We start from the raw sequence: 23,176 nt of genomic DNA, 5'->3' as shown, positions 1-23,176 counted from the left end.
CGCGGCCCCTCAGTCGCCGAAGCGGGTCTCCTTGTGCGGGGCGCCGGCGCGGTCGTAGGTCGTCCAGACACCGATCCGGCGCCCGCGATCGAACGAGCCGCTCCGAAGCGGGGTGCCGTCCAGTCGGAACCACTGCCAGTGCCCGTGCATCTCGCCGTCGAGCGTCGCGCCGCGGGCGCGCAGGCTCCCGTCCCGGTGCAGGACCTCCTGGGGTTCCGGCTCGCGCCTCGGATCCGGCTCGCTCATCGGTACCGGCTCGCTCATCGGTCGATGGTCGCCATGTTGCCCTCGTCGTGACGAGCGCCGGCCGCGGGGGTGAGCCGGTCGAGCCGGTCGAGCTGATCGACGGTGAGGACGACGGCGTCGGCGGCGGTGTTCTCCTCGACGCGCGCGACGCGGCGAGTGCCGGGGATCGGCGCGATGTCGTCTCCGCGGGTGAGGATCCAGGCGAGGGCCGTCTGCGCGGGCGTCGCCCCGACCTCCGCGCCGATCGCGCGGACCTCGTCGACGATCGCGAGGTTGCGGGCGAAGTTCTCCCCGGTGAAGCGCGGGTTCGTCTTCCGCCAGTCGTCGTCGGCGAAGTCGTCCACGGTGCGGATCGAGCCGGTCAGCAGCCCGTGGCCGAGCGGCGAATAAGGGACGAAGCCGATGCCGAGCTCGCGCAGCACGGGGAGGATCTCGTCCTCGACGTCGCGGGTCCAGAGCGAGTACTCGGTCTGCAGCGCGGAGACCGGCTGCACGGCGTGGGCCCGGCGGATCGTCGCGGCGCTCGCCTCGGAGAGGCCGAAGTGCAGCACCGTGCCCTCGGCGACGAGCTCGGCGACGGCGCCGGCGACGTCCTCGATCGGCGTGTGCGGGTCGACGCGGTGCTGGTACCAGAGGTCGATGCGGTCGGTGCCGAGTCGCCGCAGCGACCCCTCGACCGCGAGCCGGATGTTCGCGGGGCTGCTGTCGATCGTGCCGGGACCGCCGCCCTCGTGCGAGACGAGGCCGAACTTCGTGGCGAGGACGACCTCGTCCCGGCGGCCGGCGACGGCGCGGCCGACCACCTCCTCGCTGTGGAACGGGCCGTAGATCTCCGCGGTGTCGAGGTGGGTGACGCCGAGGTCGAGCGCGCGGTGGATCGTCGCGATCGATTCGCTGTCGTCGAGGGCGCCCTCGGAGGTGTAGGTGCCGGCCATGGTCATCGCGCCGAGGCCGAGGCGGGAGACGGTCAGGCCGCCGAGTCGTGCGTTCTTCATCAGAGGGTTCTTCCTGTCGGAGGGGCGGCGGGGGTCGGTGAGGTGGCGGCTGCGTCGCCCTGCCGTCGGAGGGTCAGATTGGCCAGGAGCTGGAGGCCGTCGGCCGAGGCGGAACCGGGCTCGGCGCTGAACACGAGCACCTGGAGTCCGGGCTGGGAGGCGAGCTCGAGCGTCTCGAACGAGAGCGAGAGGTCGCCGACGACGGGGTGGTGCACGTCCTTCGTCCCCGTGCGGTGCTCCCGGACGTCGTGCGACGACCACAGCGCGCGGAACACCGGGCTGGCGGACGCGAGCCGTTCGAGGAGGGCGGCCAGCTCCTGGTCGCGCGGCGAGCGGCCGGCCTCGCGGCGCAGGACCGCCACGAGCTGCTCGGCGGTTCCCTGCCAGTCGCGGTAGAACGAGCGGGCGCGGGCGTCGAGGAAGACGAAGCGGGCGGCGTTCGCGGGATCCTCGCCCGCCGCGAGCATCGGGGCGAACAGCGCTCGGCCGAGCGCGTTCGCCGCGACGGCGTCGAGCCGGCGGTTCTGCACGAACACCGGCACCGTCGACATCGCCGCGATCATCTGCTGGGCGCCGGGGCTCAGGCCGTCGCCGGGCCGGGCCGGCCGCTCGCGCCGCGGCTGCACGGCGGCGTTCGCCGCGCGGACCAGGTCGTCGAGGTGCGCGCGCTCGGTCTCGTTCAGGCGGAGCGCGCGGGCGAGACCGCCGAGGACGGACTCCGAGACGCCCAGGGCCTGGCCGCGCTCGAGGCGGCGGTAGTAGCCGGGGCTCACGCCGGCGAGAGCCGCGACCTCCTCGCGCCGCAGCCCGGCGACCCGGCGGCGGCCGCCGACGTCGGGCAGCCCCGCCTCGGCGGGAGTCAGCCGGGCGCGGCGGGAGGCGAGGAAGCCCGCGATGTCCTCGTGCGCTGTGTCCATGCTCCGAACCTACGTCGCCGACGCGGATCGAGAGGGTCCCTGCTCGTGCCCCGCTCGCGGCGCAGTCCTGAGCGGGTCCGCTTGGATGGACAGGTGAACACGCTCCTCGTCGCCGCCCACCCCGACCACGACTCGCTGACCCTCGCCCTCGCCCGGCGGCTCGCGGAGGAGCTCGAGCCTGCCGTGCTCGCCGATCTCGCGGCGGAGGGCTTCGACCCGCGCTTCGGTCCGGACGACCGGCACAGCTACCGTGTCGGCGGCGAGTACCCGGCCGACGTGCTCCGGGAGCAGCGCCGGCTCGACGCCGCCGAGCACCTGGTGCTGGTCTTCCCCGTCTACTGGTGGTCGATGCCGGCGCTGCTGAAGGGCTGGATCGACCGCGTCTTCGTGAACGGCTGGGCGTTCGAGATCGATCCGGTCGACGGGATGCGCCGGAACCTCGGCCGCCTCACGGTCCACCTCGTGCCGATCGCCGGAGACAGCGTCGGAGTGTACGAGCGCCACGGCTACGAGCACTCCCTCCGCACCCAGATCGAGCACGGCGTCGTCGACTACTGCGGCGCCGTCCGCGGCACGACCGTCTTCGTGCACGACTCCGAGCAGGAGGACGACGCCGCCCGCGCCGTGAGCGTCGACCGCGCCGTGGCGGCCGTCGTGGCGTCCGTCCGCGGTCGGGTGCCGGGCCCGTCCCTGCCGGCCGAGTAGCCGCCTCGGGCCGCGCTGCATGCTGGTCGAGTAGCCGCCTCCGGCCGCGCTGCATGCTGGTCGAATAGCCGCCTCCGGCCGCGTATCGAGACCCACCACCGACGGGCATCCGAGAGCAGGCCTCCTCCCCAGTCCCCGATCCGGCAGCGCTCTCCCCGATCGGCCCGATGTCCCGCTCCGGTGTCGGTGGTCCCTGATTCAATACTCGTATGTCAGAAGACGAGAACGCGGCAGCACTCGCGGAGGTGCGCGACTGCTTCGACGACGCCGCGGCCGCCGAGCGCGCCGCCTCGCCGACACGCCTCCGAGCGGCGGAGCGGATGCACCGCGGCTACCGCATCGCGCTCACCGTCCCGGAGGCGTTCGCCCGCGGCGCGTCGCGGAGCGAGACGCGCGACCTCGTCGAGCGGTCCGTCCGTGCCGAGCTCGCGGTGGCGTTCGGCGTGTCCGAGCGGGAGGTGTCCCGTCGGCTCGAGGCCGCGCAGATGCTGATGGAGCACCTCCCCCTCACCCGCGCGCTGCTGAGGGACGCGCGGATCCTCTGGGAGGTCGGCGAGGCGATCTGCAGAACCGCCAGCAGCCTCCCCGAGGCCTCCCGCGCGGCACTCGACGAGCGTACCGCCGACGGCGCTCTCACCATGACGACCACGCAGCTGCGCCGCGCCCTGCGCCGCTGGCGGGAGGAGCTGCACGAGGATCCCCTCGCCCAGCGGCACGCCCGCGCCCGCGAGGACCGCGCGGTCTGGGTCACGCCCGACGTCGACGGGATGGCCACGCTCTGCGTCTACGGACCGGCGCCCGCCGTGATGGGCGCACACGACAGGCTGCGGCGCATCGCCCGCACCCTCCGCGACATGGGCGATCCCCGCACGCTCCAGCAGCTCAGCGCCGATGCCGCGGTCGACCTGCTCTGCGACGGCGACATCGCCGGCACGACCCCGGACGCCGAGCATCGGCCCGATCCGACCTTCGTCCCCGGCATCCGGGCCGAAGTGCGGCTCACGCTCGCAGCGTCCACCGCCGTCGGCCTCGACGACGCGCCCGCGGAACTCGACGGCTACGGACCCGTCCCCCCGGACATCGCCCGCGAGCTGATCCGCACCGCCGCGTCCTTCACCCGGGTGCTCACCGACCCCGACACCGGCGCCGTCGACTCCGTCGGCCGCACCTGGCGTGTCCCACCACCCCAGATGCGCCTCCACCTGCAACTGCGCGATCAGACCTGCCGGTTCCCCGGCTGCACCCGGAGCGCATCGACCGCCGAGGCCGACCACGCCCTCGAGTGGCGCAACGGCGGCGAGACCTCCCTCGACAACCTCGTCTCGCTCTGCACCTCGCACCACCACGTCCGGCACGGCGACCAGTGGAGCTACAAGCGGGTCGACGACCACGGCGTGCTCGAGTGGACGACTCCCACCGGCCGCCGGATCAGCACTCGACCACCCCCGCTCCCCGGGCGCCCGCCGGACCCTCCACCGGGACCGCGCTTCGACACTGTTCCCGCGCAGTTCTGATGGTGGGCGGATCTCGAGGCGCCCGCTCCGCGGGCTGCTCGATCAGCAGGGAGCGCCGAACCTCACGGAGGTGTCCCCCTCCCTGCTGGTCGCGTAGCTCGCAGCAGCACCGTGATCGGATCAGGACAGGCCTCGATCCGATCGGGACACCCGACCGCGACCCGCGCCGCGAGGCTGGATCCATGACCGACACCACAGTCCCCCTCCCTTCCGATCTCCCCTCCGACGACCGCCTCGCCGGCCGCACCGCCCTCGTCACCGGCTCCTCGAGCGGACTCGGCGAGGCCATCGCGCACCGGCTCGCCTCGTCCGGTGCGCACGTGCTCGTGCACGGCCGCGACCGCGCGCGCACCGAGGCCGTCGCGCGGGCCGTCACCGCGGCCGGCGGCACCGCCTCCGTGCTCGTCGCCGACCTCGGCGGCACTCCCGACGCCACCCGCGCCGTCGCCGCCGAGGCGCTGCGCCTGCTCGGCGGCCGGATCGACGTCCTCGTCAACAACGCCGGAGTCTTCCCCGTCGGCCCCACCGCCGAGCTGAGCGACGCGGACGTCGACGCGCTGCTCGTCACCAACATCCGGGTCCCGCACCAGCTCGTCGGAGCGATCGCGCCGACGATGGCGGAGCGCGGCGCCGGCGTGATCATCAACATCACCTCGTGGATGGCGCGGGTCGGCACCCTCGGCACCGCGCTCTACCCGGCGACCAAGGCGGCACTCGATCATCTGACGCGCGCGTGGGCGGCCGAGTACGGCGCCGACGGCGTGCGCGTCGTCGCGGTCGCCCCCGGCGCGACGCTCACCCCCGGCAACGAGCACGCCTCGGCGATCCTCGACGCGATGACGGCGCCGACCCCCGCAGGGCGCCCCGGCCGCCCGGACGAGATCGCGCAGGCCGTGCGCTGGCTCGCCACCGACGAGGCGTCCTACGTGCACGGCACGACACTGCTGGTCGACGGCGGGATCGTCGGCGCTCGGCGCTGATCCCCGGGCCCCGCAGAGCCGCGGCTCAGTCGATCTGCACCAGCCGCCCCGGATGCAGCGCGGCGTCGGCGGCCGGGGTGGTCTCGTAGGCACGGCGGTAGTCGCGGCCGAAGTGCGACGCACTCGCGTAGCCGACGGCCGCCGCCGCGCCCGCGGCCGTCTCGCCGCGCACGAGCAGCAGGCGCCGCGCCTCGCCCAGCCGCAGCCGGCGCAGGTAGCCGAGCGGCGACATCCCGGTCAGCTCGCGGAACCGCCGGGTCAGCGTCGGCACGCTCGTGCGCGCCTCCGCGGCCAGGGCGTCGAGCGTCCAGCCGTGCGCCAGCGAGGCGGTCATCGCGTCGACGGCGCGGGTCACCGGCGACGAGCGGACGGCGGACGACGCCGCCAGCAGGCGCGGCGCCTGATCGCTCTGCAGCAGGCGCAGCACCAGCTCGCGCGACACCGCCGGCCCGAGCACCGGGATCTCCTCCGGCGCGTCGAGGAGCCGGAACAGCCGGTGCAGCGCGTCGGCGAGCTCCGCGGTGATCGTGCCGATCCGCTCGGGCACCGCCTCGGCCGGACGGTGCGCGACCAGCCCCGCGACCTCGGCGACGAGCACCGGGTCCAGGTGCCAGTTCGCCGAGACGAAGTCGCCCTGCTCGCCGGTCTCGACGACGGCGGCGATCACCGGAAGGTCGACCGGCGTGATCAGGAACCGGCCGGCTCCCCACTGCTCGTCGGAGTCGCCGACGATCGAGCGCTTGCGGCCGGAGAGCACGAGGCTCAGCGTCGGCGGGAAGCGCGTGTAGACCAGCGAGGTCGGCGCCGTGACCCGGTGCAGTCGGAGGTCCAGCGCGGCGGCGCGCTCCGGGTGCTCGAGGTGCCGCCGGGCGAGGTCGGCGGTCGCGGCGAGGTGCTCCTGAGCGAGGTGCTCCTGAGCGAGGCGCTGCTGAACGGCGGCGCTCACGGGCGCGGCAGCGCGGCCAGCGCGAGCTCGCCGATCTCGGCGACGCGCTCGGGGCTCCCGCCGTCGCGGGCCCGCGTCGACATCCCGCCGAGCACCGCGACGACGAAGGCGGCCGTGCGGGCGGCATCGGTGCCGGCCGGCACATCGCCCTCGGCGATCCCCCGCTCGATGCGCGCGGCGATGCCGTCCTCCATGCCGCGCCGCCGCTCCGCCAGCCGCGGCTCGCTGAGGACGAAGCAGCCGGACGGCGTGCCCGGGTCGGAGTAGCCCGCGGCGCTCGAGCGGACGACCGCGGCCACCGCCTCCCACGCCGTCGGCGCGTCGAGCAGCCGGGCGAGCGTCGCCTCCGCGGTGTCGGAGTAGCAGGTCGCCGCCGCACGGAACAGCTCGTCCTTGTCGCCGAACGCCGCGTAGAGGCTCGGCGCCGAGATGCCGATCTCGCGGGTGAGCACGGCGACGGTCGTCTCGTCGTAGCCGTCGCTCCAGAAGCGGCGCATCGCCGTGTCGAGCGCCTCGTCGCGGTCGAAGCCCCGGGGTCGTCCTGCCATTCGCCGATTCTATAACAGTCGCTACGGAACGTGCTAGCGTGCGTCGCACCAGTTCTTTATCGACCATTACAGAAAGGCACCACCATGCAGACCCAGGACTCCGTCGTGCTCGTGACCGGCGCCAACCGCGGGATCGGCGCCGAGTTCGTCCGGCAGCTGACGGCCCGCGGCGCCCGCACCGTCTACGCCGCGGCGCGCGACGTCTCGACGATCGAGGCCGCGCCGGGTGTCGTGCCGATCGCCCTCGACGTGACCGACCAGGCGCGCATCGCCGAGCTCGCGGCGACCCTCGGCGACGTCTCGATCGTCGTCAACAACGCCGGCATCGCCCCCACGGTCGACTTCATCGACGGCGACCTCGACGAGATCCGCCGCACCGTCGAGACCAACGCCTTCGCGCCGCTGATGCTCGCGCGCGCCTTCGCCGGGAGCCTCGGCCGCGCCGGCGGCGGCGCCGTGCTGAACGTGCTCTCCGTGTCCGCCTTCGTCTCGTTCCCGGGCTCGGAGTCGTACTCGATGTCCAAAGCGGCGGCCTGGAGCGTCACCGACGGCCTGCGCCTGGCCCTCGCCGCGCAGGGCACCCAGGTGCTCGGGCTGCACATGGGCCTCGTCGACACCGACATGGCCTCCTGGTCGGACGCTCCGAAGTCGAGCCCCGAGGCGATCGTGACGGCCGCCCTCGACGGTCTCGAGAGCGGCGCCACCGAGGTCCTCGCCGACGACACCGCCCGCGCGGTCAAGCCGGGCCTCGCCCTCGACCCCGGCGAGCGGTACGCGGAGGTGCTCGCCGCCACCCGCTGACTCGACCCGTCCTGCTGGTTCCCGGACTGCGGCACTATGGTGGGGCTGTAGACGCGGATGCGGAGATGGCCCTGCTTCGCGCACGCCGGAAGGTCTGCCCATGCCACTCCCCCGCACCGCCACCGCGGTCCTCGCCGCCGGCGCCGCGGTCCTCGCGCTCGCGGGCTGCTCCGCATCCGCCGCGGCGCCCGCGGCCACAGGCTCCCCCGGCGCGCTGTCCGGCTCGATCACCGTCTTCGCGGCCGCGTCGCTCAAGGGCACGTTCACCGAGATCGCGGCGGCCTTCGAGGCCGAGCACCCGGGCACCGCGATCGAGCTGACCTTCGCCGGATCGTCGGACCTCGTGACCCAGATCAGCAACGGCGCCCCCGCCGACGTCTTCGCCTCGGCCGACGAGAAGAACATGGCGAAGCTCGCCGACGCCGACCTCATCGCCGGCGATCCCGTCGACTTCGCGACCAACACCCTCGAGATCGCGGTTCCCCCGGGCAACCCCGCGGGCGTCACCGGCTTCGCCGACCTCGCCCGCGACGGCGTGACGACGGTGGTCTGCGCGCCCCAGGTCCCCTGCGGTGCGGCGGCCACCGCCGTCGAGACCGCGACGGGCGTCGACCTCCGGCCGGTCAGCGAGGAGTCGTCCGTCACCGACGTCCTCGGCAAGGTCACCTCGGGTGAGGCCGACGCCGGTCTGGTCTACGTCACCGACGTCGCGGCCGCCGGCGACGCGGTGACCGGGATCGCGTTCCCCGAGTCGGCGCAGGCCGTGAACACCTACCCGATCGCCCCGGTCGCCGGCTCGGCGAACCCGGACCTCGCCGCCGCCTTCACCGCCTCCGTCGCCGGCGCCGAGGGCCGCGCCGTCTTCGCCGCCGCCGGATTCGGAGCACCCGGATCCGGAGCACCCGAACCAGGAGCACCCTGACCATGCCGCAGATCCGCATCAGGAACGCCGCCGCCTACCTCGGCGTCAGCGACGACACCGTCCGCCGCTGGATCGAGAACGGCACGCTGGCGAGCAGCAAGGACGCCTCCGGCCGCAGCGTCGTCGAGGGGCTGGACCTCGCCCGCCTCGCACGGCAGAACGCGATCCTCCCCGTCGACCTCAGCGAGGTCGGCCGCTCGGCGCGCAACCGCTTCGTCGGCATCGTCACCGAGGTGGTCTCGGACACCGTGATGGCCCAGGTCGAGCTGCAGTGCGGACCCCACCGCGTCGTCTCGCTGATGTCCGCCGAGGCCGTCCGCGAGCTCGGCCTGGAGCCCGGCACGCCCGCGGTGGCGATCGTCAAGGCGACGATGGTCGTGGTGGAGACGCCGAACGGCAAGGCGTGACGCGCTCGCCCGTGACCCGGTCAGCCGTGACCCGGTCCGCCGCGACCCGCTCCGCCGGAGTCCCCCGCTGGGTCGTCGCCGTCGCGGTCGTCGGCGGCGCCTTCGTCCTGCTGCCGCTGGTCGGCGTCCTGACCCGCGTCGACTGGGCCGGCTTCGTGCCGCTGGTCACCTCCGACTCCTCGATCGCGGCGCTCCTGCTGAGCCTGCGCACCGCCGCGGCAGCGACCCTGCTCTGCGTCGTCATCGGCGTGCCGATGGCGCTGACGCTCGCCCGGACCTCCTTCCCCGGCCAGGGGCTCGTGCGCGCGCTCGTGCTGCTGCCGCTCGTGCTGCCGCCGGTCGTCGGCGGCATCGCCCTGCTCTACACCTTCGGCCGGCTGGGCCTGCTCGGCGGCACCCTCGAGGCGCTCGGGATCCGGATCGCGTTCTCGACCACCGCGGTGGTCCTCGCGCAGACCTTCGTGGCGCTGCCGTTCCTGGTGCTCAGCCTGGAGGGAGCGCTCCGCTCGGCCGGCGACCGCTACGAGAGCGTCGCCGCGACCCTCGGCGCGCGACCCTCGACCGTGCTGCGCCGGGTCACGCTGCCGCTCATCCTGCCCGGGCTGCTCTCCGGCGCGATCCTCTCCTTCGCCCGCGCCCTCGGCGAGTTCGGCGCGACGCTCACCTTCGCCGGCAGCCTGCAGGGCGTGACGCGCACGCTCCCGCTCGAGATCTACCTGCAGCGCGAGACCGACCCGGACGCCGCGGTCGCCCTCTCGCTGGTGCTGGTCGTCGTCGCGGTCCTCGTGATCGGACTCGCGCACCGCGGGCCGCGCGCCGCCCGGGCGGAGGCGCGCCCGTGACGCTCGAGATCGACGCGCGGCTGCACGCCCGCGGCGTCGACGTCGCGCTGCGGGTCGAGGCGGGGACGACCACGGCGGTCCTCGGGCCGAACGGCGCGGGGAAGTCCACGCTCGTCGAGCTGCTCGCCGGGCTGCTCCGCGCCGACGAGGGCCGGGCGACCCTGGCCGGATCGACCCTGTTCGACTCCGCCCGCCGCCTGCACCTGCCGCCGCACCGCCGCCGGATCGCCCTGCTCGCCCAGGACCCGCTGCTCTTCCCGCACCTCAGCGTGCTCGACAACGTCGCCTTCGGCCCGCGCAGCACCGGCGCCGGCCGCTCGGCCTCGATGGAGACCGCGCGCACCTGGCTCGACGCGGTCGACGCGGCGGAGCTGGCCGACCGCCGGCCGGCGCAGCTCTCGGGCGGGCAGGCGCAGCGGGTGGCGCTCGCCCGCGCCCTCGCGCCGAGCCCGGAGCTGCTGCTGCTCGACGAGCCGATGGCGGCGCTCGACGTCTCGGTCGCGCCGCTGCTGCGGCGGATGCTGCGCCGCGTGCTGCCGGGGCGGACCACGATCCTGATCACCCACGACGTGCTCGACGCCTACACGCTCGCCGACCGCGTCGTGGTGCTGCACGGCGGACGGGTCATCGAGGACGGCCCGACCCACGAGGTGCTGGAGCGGCCGCAGAGCCCGTTCACGGCCGAGCTGGCCGCGCTCAACCTGCTCGTCGGCACCGCGACCGGCACCGGGCTGCGCACGGACGACGGCGTCGAGCTCAGGGGGACGGGCTCCGTCGCCGCCGGTGCACGGGCGGCGGCCGCCTTCCGCCCGGCCTCGGTCACCGTGGCGCCGGTCTCCGCGGGAGCACCCGGCGCGAACCGCGTCCGTGCCCGCATCCGCGATCTGGAGCGGCGCGGCGACCTGGTCCGGGTCCGCGCCGCCGGCATCGCGGCCGACCTCTCCCCCGCCCAGCTCGCGGCCCTCGGCGCGGGCCTCGGCGACGAGGTCGACTTCGCGGTCGTTCCGGAGGCGGTCGCGCTCTACCCGGCGCATCCCGCCCCGCGCGCAGGGTAGTCCTCCGCACCGCGTCCGAGAAGGGCCCCCTCGCGGAGAGCCGACCGCGGGTAGCTTTCACGCATGGCGCAGCGCAGCGAGACCAGGCCGGTGCCGTCGACGGCGATCGACGTCACCGTCAACGGCGAGCCGAGGGCGGTCGAGGTCGACAACCGCACCGCCCTCCTCGATCTGCTCCGGGAGCGGCTCGATCTCATCGGCTCCAAGAAGGGCTGCGACCACGGCCAGTGCGGCGCCTGCACCGTGCTGCTCGACGGGCGCCGGACCAACAGCTGCCTCGTCCTCGCCGTCTCGGTCGACGGCCGCGAGGTCACCACGATCGAGGGCCTGGCCGACGGCGACGCGCTGCACCCCGTGCAGACCGCCTTCCTCGAGCGCGACGCCTACCAGTGCGGCTACTGCACCCCGGGGCAGATCTGCTCGGTGGTCGGCATGCTCGCCGAGGCGCGCGAGGGCATGCCCAGCCACGTCACCGCCGAGCTCGACGTCGACGACGTCGTGCTCGACGACGAGGAGGTGCGCGAGCGGATGAGCGGCAACCTCTGCCGCTGCGGCGCCTACGCGAACATCGTGCCCGCCGTCCACGACGCCCAGGCGCACGTCGGCACCTGCACGCACTCGAGCGAGACGGAGACCGCGCGATGAGGACCTTCGAGTACCAGCGGGCCGGCGACGTCGCCGACGCCGTCCGCCTGCTCGCCGCCTCGCCCGAGGCGAAGCCGCTCGCCGGCGGCACCAACCTCGTCGACCTGATGAAGCTCGGCGTCGAGCGCCCGGCCGCGCTCGTCGACGTCAGCCGAGTCGACTTCGGCGGTGTCGAGGAGACGCCCGACGGCGGACTCCTGATCGGCGCGGGAGTCGCGAACAGCGACCTCGCCGCGCACCCGCTCGTCCGCCGCCGCTACCCGGCCCTCAGCCGCGCCCTGCTCGCCGGCGCCTCCGGCCAGCTGCGCAACCAGGCGTCGACCGGCGGCAACCTGCTCCAGCGCACCCGCTGCACCTCCTTCACCGACGTCTCGAAGCCGTGCAACAAGCGCGAGCCGGGCTCCGGCTGCTCCGCGCTCGAGGGCGTCTCCCGCGAACTGGCGATCCTCGGCATCGCCACCGATGCGGACTCGGCGCACGTCTGCATCGCGACGCACCCCGGCGACATGGCGGTCGCGCTCACCGCGCTCGACGCCGTGATCCGCTTCGAGACCGTCGACGGGCCGGCCGCCCTGCCGATCACCGAGTTCTTCCGCCTCCCCGGCGAGCACCCCGAGCGCGACACGAACCTGCCGGCCGGCGCCCTCATCACCGCCGTCGAGCTGCCGCCGCTCCCGTTCGCGGCGACCTCGACCTACCGCAAGTCCCGCGACCGCCGCTCCTACGCCTTCGCCCTCGGCTCGGTCGCCGCGGCCCTCGACGTCACCGACGGCACGGTCACCGACGTCCGCCTCGCCCTGGGCGCGGTCGCGCACGCGCCCTGGCGCGCCGGGATCGCCGAGGACCTGCTGCGCGGCGGCCCCGCGACCGTCACAGCCTTCACCCGGGCGGCGGAGGCGGAGCTCGCCGCGGCGACGCCGACCGAGCAGAACGCCTTCAAGGTCCCGCTGCTCGCGCGGCTGATCGTCGGCGTCCTGGCCGAGCTCGCCGGAGTCGACGAGGAGGCGGCGGCATGACCGCGCTCGGAGCTCCTCTCGCCCGCCTCGAGGGCCGGGACAAGGTCACCGGAGCCGCGCGCTACGCGTTCGAGCACTCGCCAGAAGGACTGCTGCACGCCTGGCCGGTGCAGTCGGCCGTCGCCACGGGCATGGTGAAGCGGATCGACGTCGACGCCGTGCTCGCGCTGCCCGGCGTGCACTCCGTGATCACGCCCGACTCCGCGCTGCCGCTCCAGGACGCGGGCGACGGCGAGCTGCAGGTGCTGCAGTCGCACGCGGTGGCCTACCGCGGCCAGGTGATCGCGCTCGTCCTCGCCGACACGCTCGAGAACGCCCGCGAGGCCGCTGCCGCCCTCCGCGTCGAGTACGTCGACTCCGGGACCGACGTCGTGCTCACCGAGGACCAGCCGAAGCTCTACGCCCCGGCGCAGGTCAACGCCGGCTTCCCGACCGACAGCTCGGACGGCGACGTCGAGGCCGCGATCGCGGCGGCGGCCGTCTCGATCGACGCGCGCTACTCCACCCCGGCGCTGTTCAACTCGCCGATGGAGCCGCACGCCTCGGTGGTCACCTGGGCGGACGGGCGGCTCGACGTCCTCGACTCCTCGCAGGGCACGAGCTCGGTGCAGTCGACGCTGGCGACGCTGTTCTCGCTCGATCCCTCCGTGATCCGGGTGCGCAGCGAGCACGTCGGCGGCGGCTTCGGCTCCAAGGGCTCGCCGCGGCCGAACGTCGTCCTCGCCACGATGGCGGCGATCATCACGGGACGGCCGATCAAGATCGCCTACACCCGGCAGATGATGTTCGCGCTGGCCGGCTACCGCACACCGACGATCTCGCACGTGCGGCTCGCGGCCGACACGGAGGGGCGGCTCACCGCGATCGCGCACGAGGCCTTCTCGCACACCTCCACGATCCAGGAGTTCGCCGAGCAGACCGGCGAGGCGACCCGCCACCTCTACGCGGCGCCGAACCGCCTGGTCACCCACCGCGTCGCGGCGCTCGACGTGCCGACTCCCCGATGGATGCGCGCGCCCGGCGAGTGCCCCGGGATGTACGCCCTCGAGTCGGCGATGGACGAGCTCGCGGTCGCCGCCGGGATCGACCCGATCGAGCTGCGGGTGCGCAACGAGCCCGACGTCGACCCCGACTCGGGCTCGCCGTTCTCGAGCCGGCACTACCTCGAGTGCTTCCGCCGGGGAGCGGACCTGTTCGGCTGGCACGAGCGCGATCCACGCGCCGGCGTCGACCGCCGAGGACGCTGGCTGGTCGGCACCGGGGTCGCCGGCGCCACCTACCCCGCGCTCACCTCGCCGAGCGGGGCGCGCGCCACCGCCCTCCCGGGCGGCCACTTCGTGATCGCGGTCAACGCGACCGACATCGGCCAGGGCGCCCGCACGGTGCTCACCCAGATCGCCGCCGACGCGCTCGACGTGCCGGTCGACCGGATCGAGATCGTCATCGCCGACAGCGCGCTGCCGCAGGGACCGGTCGCGGGCGGCTCCTCGGGCACCGGCTCCTGGGGCTGGGCCGTCACCAAGGCCTGCCACCGCCTGCTCGCCCTGCTGGGCGACGGGCAGCCGCTGCCGCCGGAGGGGCTCGAGGTGGTCGTCGATACCACGGAGGACGTCGCCGGGATGGGCGAGTACGCGCGCTACGCCTACGGCGCGCACTTCGTCGAGGCGCGGGTCGACCTCGACTCCGGCGAGATCCAGGTGCCGCGGATGCTCGGCGTCTTCGCGGCCGGCCGCATCCTCAATCCGCGCACGGCCCGGTCGCAGTTCCTCGGCGGCATGACCATGGGACTGTCGATGGCGCTGCACGAGCACGGCGCCCTCGATCCGCTGCTCGGCGACTACGCCAACCACGACTTCGCGACCTACCACGTGGCGGCGAACGCCGACGTGCTCGACCTGCGGGCGGAGTGGCTGGACGAGGAGGATCCGCACCTCGCGCCGATGGGCGGCAAGGGCATCGGCGAGATCGGGAACGTCGGCACCGCGGCGGCCGTCGCGAACGCCGTCTTCCACGCCACGGGCGTCCGCGTCCGCGACCTCCCGGTGCAGCCCGACGCGCTCCTCGCGGCGCTGCCGCCGCGCTTCTGACGGCGGATCGAGACCCGCCCTTCCTCATGCGGTCGGCGGACGTGCCGGCGACGACGGACGGAAGCCCGGCAGCCGGCCGAAGGCCTGGACGACGGCCGTCGCGGCGAACGGGAGGACCGCCGCCGCGGCGAGGAGCCCGAGCACTGGAGCGCTCGTCGCGAGCGCCAGCAGCAGGAGCAGCACCGCGGCCAGCATCAGGGTGCAGAGCGGCCGCGCGAGCAGCAGCAGCGCCGTCGTCCGCAGCTGCCAGCGCGTCCGCTCCGCGAAGTGCGCCCGCACGATCCAGAACTCGACCGCGAACAGCGCGAAGAGGACGGTCACGACGAGCAGCACCCCGGTGGCCGCGACGCCGACGGCGTCGACCTCGAGGCCGCCCAGGATCCGGTGGTCGGCCCAGAGCAGCGCGCCGACACCGAGCAGGACGGCGCCGGGGAGGTTGGCCCGCGGGAACTCGTCGCTCCAGGAGCGCGCGAACGTCGAGACGGTGCGCCGGAGCGACCACGGTCCGTCGGCGTCGAGCAGCCGGGCGCGGTACACGGCGTGCGCGGCGGCGACGGACGGGAAGAACCCCGCGACCACCGCGCCGCGCAGGGTGAAGACGAGCATCGCCGCCGAGACCACCAGGACGAGCAGGACCATCCGGCAGGCCGCCTCGTAGCGCTCGGCGAGCGACGCCATCAGCCCTTCACCGCCCCGACCAGCACGCCCTTGGTGAAGTACCTCTGCAGGAACGGGTAGAGCACGAGCAGCGGCAGGGTCGACACGATGATCACGCCGTACTTGATCTGATCGGCCGTCTCCTGCAACTGCTGCGCGGACTGGCCGCCGCTGCCGCCCTGGCCGGCGACCGACTGATTCGCCAGGAGGATGCTCTGCAGGATGTTCTGCAGCGGCAGGAGCGAGGCGTCCCGGACGAAGACGAGCCCGGTGAAGTAGTCGTTCCAGTGCCCGACGAAGTAGTACAGCCCGATCACGGCGACGATCGCCGCCGACAGCGGGAGGACGATCCGCAGGAAGAAGCCGAGGTAGGTCACGCCGTCGATGCGGGCGGCGTCGTGCAGCTCCTCGGGGATCGAGGTCTCGAAGAACGACCGCGCGATGATCAGGTTGAAGACGCTGAGCGCGCCGGGGAGGACGAACACCCACATCGAGTTCAGCAGCCCGAGGTCCCGGTAGAGCAGGTAGTTCGGGATCAGCCCGCCCGAGAAGAACAGCGTGACCGCGAACGCCAGCAGCAGCACCCGCCGCGGCCGGAACTCGGGGCGCGAGAGGGCGAACGCGGCCGGGATCGTGACGAGCAGGTTGAGCGCCGTCCCGACGACGGCGTAGACGATGGAGTTGCGGTAGCCGTTCCAGATGCGCTCGTCCTGGAGCAGGCGCTCGTAGCCCGAGAGCCGGAAGCCCTCGGGGATCAGCGTGAGCCGGCCGGAGGAGACCGCCGCCGGATCGGAGAACGACGCGACGACGATGAACCACAGCGGGTACAGCACCGCGAGCACGACGACCGCGATCAGCAGGCCGGCGACGACGTCGATCAGCCGGTCCAGCGGGCGCTTCGGCACCGATCGGCGTCGACGGCGGGGCGGGAGCGGCGCCCGGCCACCGGTCCCGGGCGCGGCCGTCACGATGCTGAGCGTGTCGGGTGCAGAGGTCATGGGTCTTCTCTCCCTCGGTGTCCACGGGTCCCAGCGCTGCTCGGAAGGCCCGCGCTCGGAAGGCCCGCGCTCGTCAGAAGACACTGGAGCCCGTTGCGCGCTTGGCGAGGTGGTTGGCCAGGATCAGCAGGGCGAAGTTGATCACCGTGTTGAAGAGGCCGATGGCGGTCGAGTAGGAGAACTGGTTGCTCAGGATGCCGATCTTGTAGGTGTAGGTCGCGATGACCTCCGACGACGACAGATTGAGCGCGTTCTGCATCAGGTAGACCTTCTCGAAGCCGACGCTCAGCACCGAGCCCATGTTGAGGATGAGCAGGATCGCCGCGGTCGGCAGGATCGTGGGGATGTCGACGTAGCGGATCAGCCGCAGCCGCCCGGCGCCGTCGATCCGCGCCGCCTCGTAGAGCGAGGTGTCGACGGTCGAGAGCGCGGCGAGGTAGATGATCGCGTTCCAGCCGCAGTGCTGCCAGACCTCGCTGATCCAGTAGATCGTCGAGAACGCGTCCGGCTCGGCGAGCAGGTTCTGTCCCGGGAGGAACCGGCCGAGGATCCCGTTCTCCGGGCGCAGGAAGATGCTGATCATCGCGACGATCACCACCACCGAGATGAAGTGCGGCATGTAGGTGATCGTCTGCACGAAGCTCTTCAGCCGCCCGGCGCCGATCTGGTTGATCAGCAGCGCCAGCACGATCGGGGCGATGAAGCCCATGGCGAGCGTCCAGAGGCTGATCTGCACCGTGTTCAGCACGATCGTCGAGAAGAGCGGCGACTCGAAGAACTGGACGAAGTAGTCGAGGCCGACCCACTCGCCGCCGCTCAGTCCCAGGGCCGGCACGTACGTCCGGAACGCGAGCTGCAGTCCGTAGAGCGGCACGTAGGCGAAGACGACGGTGAACAGCAGTGCCGGCAGGACCATCAGCCAGAGCTGCCACTGGTGGCGGACGCTGCGGAGGGCGGCGACCGGGGCGGCGACCGGGGCGGGAGCCGTCCGCGTCATGAGGCGGCAGTGGCGAGGTCGTAGGCCTTCTGCCAGAGCTCGACGTTCTGGTCGAGCCCGATCGACGTCACCTGGGAGACGTACTCGTCCCACTCCTCGTCGACGCCGCCCTCCGCGATCCACTGCGAGGTCTTCTGCATGGCGTAGTTGAGGACGGCGGTGTCGTTGTTGGCGACGATCGTCGCGTCCTCCGCGGAGAGGCGCACGTAGTCGGGCATCACGTCGCGCACGTGGTCGTAGTGGGAGTACTGCTCGGCGTAGACGTCGTCGACCTCGCGGAGGTCGTCCCGGTTCCAGTCGCCGTTCAGCGTCACCGAGTCGGGGATCCAGCCGGCCAGTCGATCGGCGAGCGCGGGGTCGCGGCCGTCGGCGACCGCCGCGCGGTACGCCTCGGTGACCGTGTAGGTGCTGTCGCCGTCGTCGGTCACGTACTCGGGGATCGACCCGGTGAACTGCTGGATCGAGTACTTCTCGCTGTAGAGGGCGTCGACGACCTTCCACACGCACTCGTCGCCCGCCGCGGCGGCCGAGACGGCGAGCTTCCCGCCCTCGTACTCGTTGTCGGAGCCGTCCCAGACCACGTCCTGGGCCGGCCGGCTCGCGGAGTCGGCCGGCGCCGGCATCGCGACGTACTGGTCGCGGAGATCGCCGAAGTCGGCCAGCGACCAGCCGAAGATCAGCCCGGTGCGGGCGTTCCGCCCGTCGCCCTTCTGATCGGCGTAGTAGGCCGAGTCGTCCTTGGTGAGCGCGTCGGCGGGGACGAGCCCGGCCGCGAGCAGCTCGTGCAGGTAGCCGACGACCCGCCGGTACTCCTCCGAGACGAGGAAGCTGGACACCTCGCCGTCGGAGACGCGGATCCCCTGCGAGGACGGGCCCTTGTTGAACGAGGTCACGACGCCGGTCGAGTTGAGCAGCAGGAACGGGCTGTACCAGCCGAATCCGCCGGTGTCGAGGCGCCGGATGTTGAAGGGGATCTCGTCGGCCTGCCCGTTGCCGTTCGGGTCGCGCGTCCTGAACGCCTCGAGCACCGTCGTCAGCTCGTCCCACGTCCGCGGGATCTCGAGACCGAGCGCGTCGAGCCAGGCCCGGTTGATCATCATGTGCTGCCCGGACCCGGCGTAGCCGCTGCCGCGCGAGGAGGAGAGCGAGTGGATCTCGCCCTTCTCGTTCTCGACCAGCCTGCGCGCGTCGGGCTTCTCCTCGAAGAAGCGCTGCACGTTCGGCAGGTCGTCCAGGTGCAGCGCGATGTCCTCGAAGAGACCGGGATACTGCACCGCGTCGTTCGCGCCGACGGCGCGGAGGGCGATGTCGGGCACGTCCCCCGCCGCGAGCGACGGGTTCTTCTGCTGGTTCCACGCGGTGTCGTCGATCGTGTTCCAGTTCACCGTGCAGCCGGTCTCCGCCGCCAGCGCGGCCGCCCAGGCGGTCTCGCCGACCGGCACCTGCGCCGTGCTCTGCGCGATCAGGACGTCGACGGAGCCGTCGTCGGCCGTCGAGCCGCCGTCGGTGCAGGCGGTGAGCCCGGCCGTCGAAGCGAGGACGGTCGCTGCGGCGAGCGATCTCGTGATCAGTGGCGTCGTCTTCAGAGGCATGGCGTTCTTCTCCATCGAAGGGCGGGCGGATGTTCGGCGGGCGGGTGTCCACGGTGGCCGTGACCGTTCACGTGAACGGTCACGGCCGTGAATGCCCACACGCTAAGCTGGCGGCCGTCGGCATGTCAAGGCGCATGTCGCGAAAGCCGAGGCCGTTGGCACCATCTGCGTGTTGCCATCACCGGATGATCCCGAAGGAGAGGACCGTGGAGCGCTCCGACGTGCCGCCGCCCGCCCTCCCGCGCCCCGACGGGCTCGGCCGCCGTGCCACCATCCGGGACGTCGCCCGCGAGGCCGGCGTCTCGCGGCAGACCGTCACCCGCGCGATGAACGGGATGTCCGAGATCAGCGCCGCGACCCGCGAGCGCGTGCTCGCCGTGAGCGAGACCCTCGGCTACGTCCCGAGCCGCTTCGCCGCGAACATGGCGCGGCAGAAGAGCATCGCGGTCGGTCTCGTGATCACCTCGCTGCGGAACCCGTACTACACCGACCTCGCCGCCGAGCTGCTGGAGGAGTTCTCCGCTCGCGGCTGGCAGGTCGTCGTCGTCGCCGAGACGAACGAGTCCGAGCAGCAGATCGTGGCGGACCTCGCCACCCAGGTGGACGTCATCGTCGGCTACCTCGCCCGCGAGAGCCTGGAGTCGATCCGCCGGGCGGCGCGGGGAGTGCCGGTCCTGCTGATCGAGCGCGACGCCGAGCTGCCCGGCGTGCACGCGATCGCCGTGGACTTCGCGCCCGGGATGCGCGCGCTCGTGGACGGACTGCGCGAGCGCGGGGCGCGGCGCATCGGCATGATCGACCACGCCGACCCGGGCTACTACGCGCCGAGCACCCGTCGGCACCGGTTCGAGGAGTGCCTCGAGCCCGGCGAGGCCGTGCTGGTCACGGCCGGCGACGAGACGATCGCCGGTGGGGCCGACGCCTTCGGCGAGCTGATCGCCGCGCACCCCGACGTCGACGCCGTCATCGCGTTCAACGACATGATGGCGCTCGGCGCCCTGCAGCGCGCGAGCCGGCTCGGGCTGAGGGTGCCGCGCGACGTCCGCATCGCCGGCATCGACGGCCTGAGCCTGGGCGCGGCCATGCTCCCCAGCCTCACCTCGCTCACCATCGACCGCGCGCTGATCGCCCGCGCGGCCGCCTTCCGACTGTCGGAGCTGCTCACCCCCGGTGGTGCGGGCGCCGCTGACCCGATGACGGTCGTCACGCCCTGGCCGGAGTGGCGGGACAGCGCATGACTCAGGACAGCGCATGACTCAGGACAGCGCATGACAGGACAGCGCATGACACCCGCGGCCGACGTCCCGCAGCGCCCCCGCGTCCGCGTCCTACCCGACGGCCGTCGGCGGGTCAACGCGGTCTTCCCGATCGGCTCGGCTCCGTACGCTGAGGACTCGGGCCTATGTGCCGAACACGACGACGGGGGAAGCATGCTGCAGGTGACGGTGTCCGAGCGGACGTACCTCCTCGCCGCGGACGCGACGATGGAGCGGACGAAGCAGGCCGTCCTCGAGGCGATGCGCGCCGCGCCCGCGTTCCTCTCTCTCCGCACGGTGCTCGGCGGGCAGGTCGAGGTGCTGCTGACCGCGACGAGCTCCGTCGTGCTCGAGCTGCACGACGAGGCTCCGCTCCCCACGGCGCCGCACGCGGACGGGGCGCCCGACTACGACGACCTCTACGGAGTGGACTACCTCTGACCCGAGGGAGTGGCGGAGGCCGGTCGTAGACTGGAGCGCACATGCGCAGACACAGCCTGACCCCTCGTCCCGACTGGCGTGCCCGGTGCGACGAGGTCGGCTTCAGCTTCTACGACCTCCCGTCCGAGGGCGGCCGGCCCTACTGGAACGAGTCCGCGGCCTACGGCTTCACGCCCGCCGAGATCGAGCTGCTCGAGACGGCGACGCAGGAGCTCTTCGACCGCTGCATGGACGCCTGCGAGCACGTCGTCCGCACCGGGCGCTTCGCCGAGTTCGGCATCCCGGAGCGCTTCCACGACCTCGTGCGCACCTCGTGGGACGAGGACGACCCGACGGTCTACGGACGCTTCGACCTCGCCTACGACGGCGACCGCACGGTGTCGCTGCTGGAGTTCAACGCCGACACCCCGACCTCGCTCGTCGAGACGGCCGCCGCGCAGTGGCAGTGGCTCGAGCAGACGCGCGGGCCCGAGGCCGACCAGTTCAACAGCCTGCACGAGCAGCTCGTCGAGCAGTGGCGGCACCTCCGGGTCGACCGCTGGCGCCTGGACGAGGGCGCGCGGCTGCACCTCGCCTCGCTGCACGACTCCGGCGACGGCGAGCTGATCGTCGAGGACGCGGACACCGTCGCCTACATGGCCGAGACCGCGGCGCAGGCGGGCTTCGACCCGAAGCTGATCTTCGTGGAGGACATCCGCTACGAGCTCGACGGCGCCGGCTTCCTCGACGCCGACGGCGAGCCGATCCGGCGGATCTTCAAGCTCTACCCGTGGGAGTGGATGCTCGGCGAGCAGTTCGGCGGGCTCCTGCTCGACCGGCGCGAGCGAACCCGCTGGGTCGAGCCGGCCTGGAAGCTGCTGCTCAGCAACAAGCAGCTGCTCGTGGTGCTCTGGGAGCTGTTCCCGGGCCACCCGAACCTCCTCCCCGCCTCCGTCGAGCCGCTGGTCGGCACCGCGCAGGTGCGCAAGCCCCGGCTCGGCCGGGAGGGCGCGAACGTCACGATCCTCGACGCGGACGGCTCGGTCGTCGCGGAGAACGGCGGCGCGTACGGCGAGGAGGGCTTCATCCACCAGTCCCTCGCCGACCTGGCCCGCATCGACGGGCGGACGGTCGTGATCGGCAGCTGGATCGTCGGCGAGACGCCGGCCGGCATCGACGTCCGCGAGACCGGCGGGCCGATCACCGGCGACCTCGCGGAGTTCGTGCCGCACTTCATCGACGAGCCCGCCTTCGGCCACGCCGAGCACAGCCGGCCCCAGGACGCGCGCGAGAACCGCCCGCAGGACGAGGAGATCCGATGACCACCCCCGACGACCGGCCTCAGGACGCCCCGTCCGACTCCGCCGGCGACGCCGCCGGCACCACCCGCACCGCGCGGCGCCGCTCGGGCGACGTCGGCATCAGCGGCATCGCCTCGAAGCGGCGCGGCCTCGTCATCGGCGGCGTCGTAGCCGTCGGCGTCCTCGGCCTCGCGGTCGCGCTCAACTCCGCGAGCCCCTCCACCGACGGCGTGGTCACCACCGGGGCCGACGGCCAGGACTACGTCATCCCCGAGAACGCCGAGCGCCCGGTCTATGCGAGCCGCGAGGACTGCCTCGCCGACGTCCGCGAGCAGATCGCGCAGCTCCAGGCCCAGGGCGAGGAGGTCGGCGACGATCCGGAGCAGCTCTGCGAGGCGACGGACGAGTACCGCGGTCACTACGCCGGCGGCTACTGGATCGGCCCGCTGATCTTCGCGTCGTCGCGCTGGAACTCGACCCGGGCGACGAGCTGGGCGCCGGTCACGACGGGCGGCTTCGCGGCTCGAGGACCGACGCAGCCCGACGTGGTGCAGAAGGCGCCCGCCGGATCCACGGTCGGCTCGAAGGCGACCCTCGCCGGTGGCTTCGGCGGCACGGGCAAGTCCGGCTTCGGCTCGACCGTCGGCGGCTGAGCGCCGCCGACGCAGGCCTTCTCAGCGGCGGGCGTCGCGGAGCAGATCCAGGGAGGCCCGCACGTCGCGGCGCACGTCCTTGTCGGGGTCGCGGACCATCGAGGTCAGGGTCTGCTCGACACTCGCCGCGAACTCGCCCTTCGCGTCGCGCCCGGAGCCGATCCCGGCGATGGCCGCGGCGACCAGCGCCCGGGCGCCGGCCGCGCGGACCCGCGCGTGCTCGTCCGTGGTGAGCCGCGCCAGCTTCTTCTGCCCGCCGAGGACGCGCTCGGCGCAGACCCGCGCGCACATCTCGCGCACGCGCCAGGCCGGGTTGGCCAGTCCCGCGAGGACCGCGTCGGCCGCGGTGTCGTCCCAGACGTAGAGCAGGGCGCGGGCGCCCCAGAGCTCGGGCCAGTACAGCGACGGAGCGCCCTGCAGGACGCCCGCCGCGTGCTCGCCCCCGACGGTGAGCAGGAACGCCTCGCCCTCGTAGCCGCCGGTCAGCAGCGCGGCCGAGCGCAGGGCGACGGCGCGCTCGCCCTCGCGGGCGACCTGGGCGCGCAGCCGCTCCTCGAGGGGATCGGTGAGGGTGACGGAGGGTTCACTGTCGGAGGCCATAGGGCCCCCAGCGTAGTCGGACCGCCGTCCTCCCCGGCACGGGGGATGCGGCGGCCCGAGCGCCGTCGCTAGCGTG

Annotated in this window: 25 protein-coding genes; 15 read left to right on the top strand and 10 right to left on the bottom strand. The window is 73.4% G+C overall.

All coding sequences use genetic code 11. The annotated features are described in order from the left end of the window. Positions 1-9: 9 nt before the first annotated feature. The 3 genes from GTU73_RS10745 to GTU73_RS10735 are packed head-to-tail and all read right to left on the bottom strand — an operon-like array spanning position 10 to position 2,158. Positions 10-264, bottom strand: a complete 255-nt coding sequence (locus tag GTU73_RS10745; RefSeq protein WP_208543657.1) for a hypothetical protein — start codon at positions 262-264, stop codon at positions 10-12. Beyond that, positions 261-1,241, bottom strand: a complete 981-nt coding sequence (locus GTU73_RS10740; RefSeq protein WP_160089327.1) for an aldo/keto reductase — start codon at positions 1,239-1,241, stop codon at positions 261-263. The genes GTU73_RS10745 and GTU73_RS10740 overlap by 4 nt, the downstream gene beginning before the upstream one ends. Further along, positions 1,241-2,158 (bottom strand): helix-turn-helix transcriptional regulator, encoded by a 918-nt coding sequence (locus GTU73_RS10735; protein WP_160089325.1) that lies wholly within the window; start codon positions 2,156-2,158, stop codon positions 1,241-1,243. The genes GTU73_RS10740 and GTU73_RS10735 overlap by 1 nt, the downstream gene beginning before the upstream one ends. 93 nt (positions 2,159-2,251) lie before the next feature. Between GTU73_RS10735 and GTU73_RS10730 the strand changes: the two genes are divergently transcribed. The 3 genes from GTU73_RS10730 (at position 2,252) to GTU73_RS10720 (ending at position 5,357) form a co-directional block, all read left to right on the top strand. Further along, complete coding sequence (locus tag GTU73_RS10730; protein WP_160089323.1) at positions 2,252-2,863, top strand: NAD(P)H-dependent oxidoreductase; 612 nt, start codon at positions 2,252-2,254, stop codon at positions 2,861-2,863. 209 nt (positions 2,864-3,072) lie between these two features. Then, on the top strand, positions 3,073-4,377 hold the full coding sequence (locus GTU73_RS10725) for an HNH endonuclease signature motif containing protein (protein WP_160089321.1): 1,305 nt from the start codon (positions 3,073-3,075) through the stop codon (positions 4,375-4,377). Positions 4,378-4,559: 182 nt separating this feature from the next. Continuing rightward, positions 4,560-5,357 carry an SDR family oxidoreductase gene (locus tag GTU73_RS10720; RefSeq protein WP_160089319.1) on the top strand — a complete coding sequence of 266 codons (798 nt, stop codon included), beginning with the start codon at positions 4,560-4,562 and terminating at the stop codon, positions 5,355-5,357. Positions 5,358-5,382: 25 nt separating this feature from the next. Here GTU73_RS10720 and GTU73_RS10715 read toward each other — a convergent pair whose 3' ends face one another. Together GTU73_RS10715 and GTU73_RS10710 are read right to left on the bottom strand one after the other, a co-directional pair. Continuing rightward, on the bottom strand, positions 5,383-6,303 hold the full coding sequence (locus GTU73_RS10715; protein WP_160089317.1) for an AraC family transcriptional regulator: 921 nt from the start codon (positions 6,301-6,303) through the stop codon (positions 5,383-5,385). Then, positions 6,300-6,851, bottom strand: a complete 552-nt coding sequence (locus tag GTU73_RS10710; RefSeq protein ID WP_160089315.1) for a TetR/AcrR family transcriptional regulator — start codon at positions 6,849-6,851, stop codon at positions 6,300-6,302. The genes GTU73_RS10715 and GTU73_RS10710 overlap by 4 nt, the downstream gene beginning before the upstream one ends. An 84-nt stretch (positions 6,852-6,935) precedes the next feature. Here GTU73_RS10710 and GTU73_RS10705 point away from each other — a divergent pair, with 84 nt between their 5' ends. The 8 genes from GTU73_RS10705 (at position 6,936) to GTU73_RS10670 (ending at position 14,626) form a co-directional block, all read left to right on the top strand. Then, on the top strand, positions 6,936-7,652 hold the full coding sequence (locus GTU73_RS10705) for an SDR family oxidoreductase (protein ID WP_160089313.1): 717 nt from the start codon (positions 6,936-6,938) through the stop codon (positions 7,650-7,652). 100 nt (positions 7,653-7,752) lie between these two features. Then, entirely contained in the window at positions 7,753-8,574 is an 822-nt protein-coding gene (modA, locus tag GTU73_RS10700) for a molybdate ABC transporter substrate-binding protein (RefSeq protein ID WP_160089311.1), read from the top strand. Between the two features lie 2 nt (positions 8,575-8,576). Beyond that, positions 8,577-8,981, top strand: a complete 405-nt coding sequence (locus GTU73_RS10695; RefSeq protein WP_160089309.1) for a TOBE domain-containing protein — start codon at positions 8,577-8,579, stop codon at positions 8,979-8,981. An 11-nt stretch (positions 8,982-8,992) separates the two neighbouring features. Beyond that, positions 8,993-9,823: an ABC transporter permease gene (locus GTU73_RS10690; protein WP_244231601.1), complete on the top strand. Its 831-nt coding sequence runs from the start codon at positions 8,993-8,995 to the stop codon at positions 9,821-9,823. Next, the gene (locus tag GTU73_RS10685) at positions 9,820-10,878 is read left to right on the top strand and encodes an ABC transporter ATP-binding protein (protein WP_160089307.1); all 1,059 of its coding nucleotides are present in this window, start codon (positions 9,820-9,822) and stop codon (positions 10,876-10,878) included. Before GTU73_RS10690 ends, GTU73_RS10685 begins: the two co-directional genes overlap by 4 nt. A 63-nt stretch (positions 10,879-10,941) precedes the next feature. Continuing rightward, positions 10,942-11,523 carry a 2Fe-2S iron-sulfur cluster-binding protein gene (locus tag GTU73_RS10680; protein ID WP_160089305.1) on the top strand — a complete coding sequence of 194 codons (582 nt, stop codon included), beginning with the start codon at positions 10,942-10,944 and terminating at the stop codon, positions 11,521-11,523. Next, positions 11,520-12,539, top strand: coding sequence for a xanthine dehydrogenase family protein subunit M (locus tag GTU73_RS10675; protein WP_160089303.1), 1,020 nt, complete (start codon positions 11,520-11,522; stop codon positions 12,537-12,539). Before GTU73_RS10680 ends, GTU73_RS10675 begins: the two co-directional genes overlap by 4 nt. Next, a complete protein-coding gene (locus tag GTU73_RS10670) occupies positions 12,536-14,626 on the top strand; it encodes a xanthine dehydrogenase family protein molybdopterin-binding subunit (protein ID WP_160089301.1) in 2,091 nt (696 codons plus the stop codon). The genes GTU73_RS10675 and GTU73_RS10670 overlap by 4 nt, the downstream gene beginning before the upstream one ends. Positions 14,627-14,650: 24 nt before the next feature. Here the strand turns inward: GTU73_RS10670 and GTU73_RS10665 are convergent, their stop codons facing one another. The 4 genes from GTU73_RS10665 to GTU73_RS10650 form a co-directional block, all read right to left on the bottom strand. Next, positions 14,651-15,304, bottom strand: a complete 654-nt coding sequence (locus GTU73_RS10665; RefSeq protein ID WP_160089299.1) for a DUF624 domain-containing protein — start codon at positions 15,302-15,304, stop codon at positions 14,651-14,653. Next, on the bottom strand, positions 15,304-16,281 hold the full coding sequence (locus GTU73_RS10660) for a carbohydrate ABC transporter permease (RefSeq protein ID WP_160089297.1): 978 nt from the start codon (positions 16,279-16,281) through the stop codon (positions 15,304-15,306). Before GTU73_RS10660 ends, GTU73_RS10665 begins: the two co-directional genes overlap by 1 nt. A 73-nt stretch (positions 16,282-16,354) precedes the next feature. Then, complete coding sequence (locus tag GTU73_RS10655) at positions 16,355-17,278, bottom strand: ABC transporter permease subunit (protein ID WP_160089295.1); 924 nt, start codon at positions 17,276-17,278, stop codon at positions 16,355-16,357. Then, positions 17,275-18,870, bottom strand: coding sequence for an extracellular solute-binding protein (locus tag GTU73_RS10650; protein WP_160089293.1), 1,596 nt, complete (start codon positions 18,868-18,870; stop codon positions 17,275-17,277). The genes GTU73_RS10655 and GTU73_RS10650 overlap by 4 nt, the downstream gene beginning before the upstream one ends. Positions 18,871-19,076: 206 nt before the next feature. Between GTU73_RS10650 and GTU73_RS10645 the strand changes: the two genes are divergently transcribed. From GTU73_RS10645 to GTU73_RS10630, 4 genes are all read left to right on the top strand, one after another. Next, complete coding sequence (locus GTU73_RS10645; protein WP_160089291.1) at positions 19,077-20,108, top strand: LacI family DNA-binding transcriptional regulator; 1,032 nt, start codon at positions 19,077-19,079, stop codon at positions 20,106-20,108. Positions 20,109-20,300: 192 nt separating this feature from the next. Beyond that, positions 20,301-20,567 (top strand): hypothetical protein, encoded by a 267-nt coding sequence (locus GTU73_RS10640; protein WP_160089289.1) that lies wholly within the window; start codon positions 20,301-20,303, stop codon positions 20,565-20,567. Positions 20,568-20,608: 41 nt separating this feature from the next. Then, positions 20,609-21,868: a glutathionylspermidine synthase family protein gene (locus tag GTU73_RS10635; protein WP_160089287.1), complete on the top strand. Its 1,260-nt coding sequence runs from the start codon at positions 20,609-20,611 to the stop codon at positions 21,866-21,868. Further along, positions 21,865-22,500 carry a hypothetical protein gene (locus GTU73_RS10630; RefSeq protein WP_160089285.1) on the top strand — a complete coding sequence of 212 codons (636 nt, stop codon included), beginning with the start codon at positions 21,865-21,867 and terminating at the stop codon, positions 22,498-22,500. The genes GTU73_RS10635 and GTU73_RS10630 overlap by 4 nt, the downstream gene beginning before the upstream one ends. Before the next feature lie 21 nt (positions 22,501-22,521). On the opposite strand, the gene GTU73_RS10625 is transcribed toward GTU73_RS10630, so the two are convergent. Continuing rightward, positions 22,522-23,100, bottom strand: coding sequence for a HEAT repeat domain-containing protein (locus GTU73_RS10625; protein WP_160089283.1), 579 nt, complete (start codon positions 23,098-23,100; stop codon positions 22,522-22,524). Positions 23,101-23,176: the final 76 nt, after the last annotated feature.

Source organism: Rathayibacter sp. VKM Ac-2804 (assembly GCF_009866655.1).
Lineage (GTDB): Bacteria > Actinomycetota > Actinomycetes > Actinomycetales > Microbacteriaceae > Rathayibacter.
The sequence above is the reverse complement of the archived record's forward strand: the minus strand, read 5'-3'. Positions and strand labels throughout refer to the sequence as shown.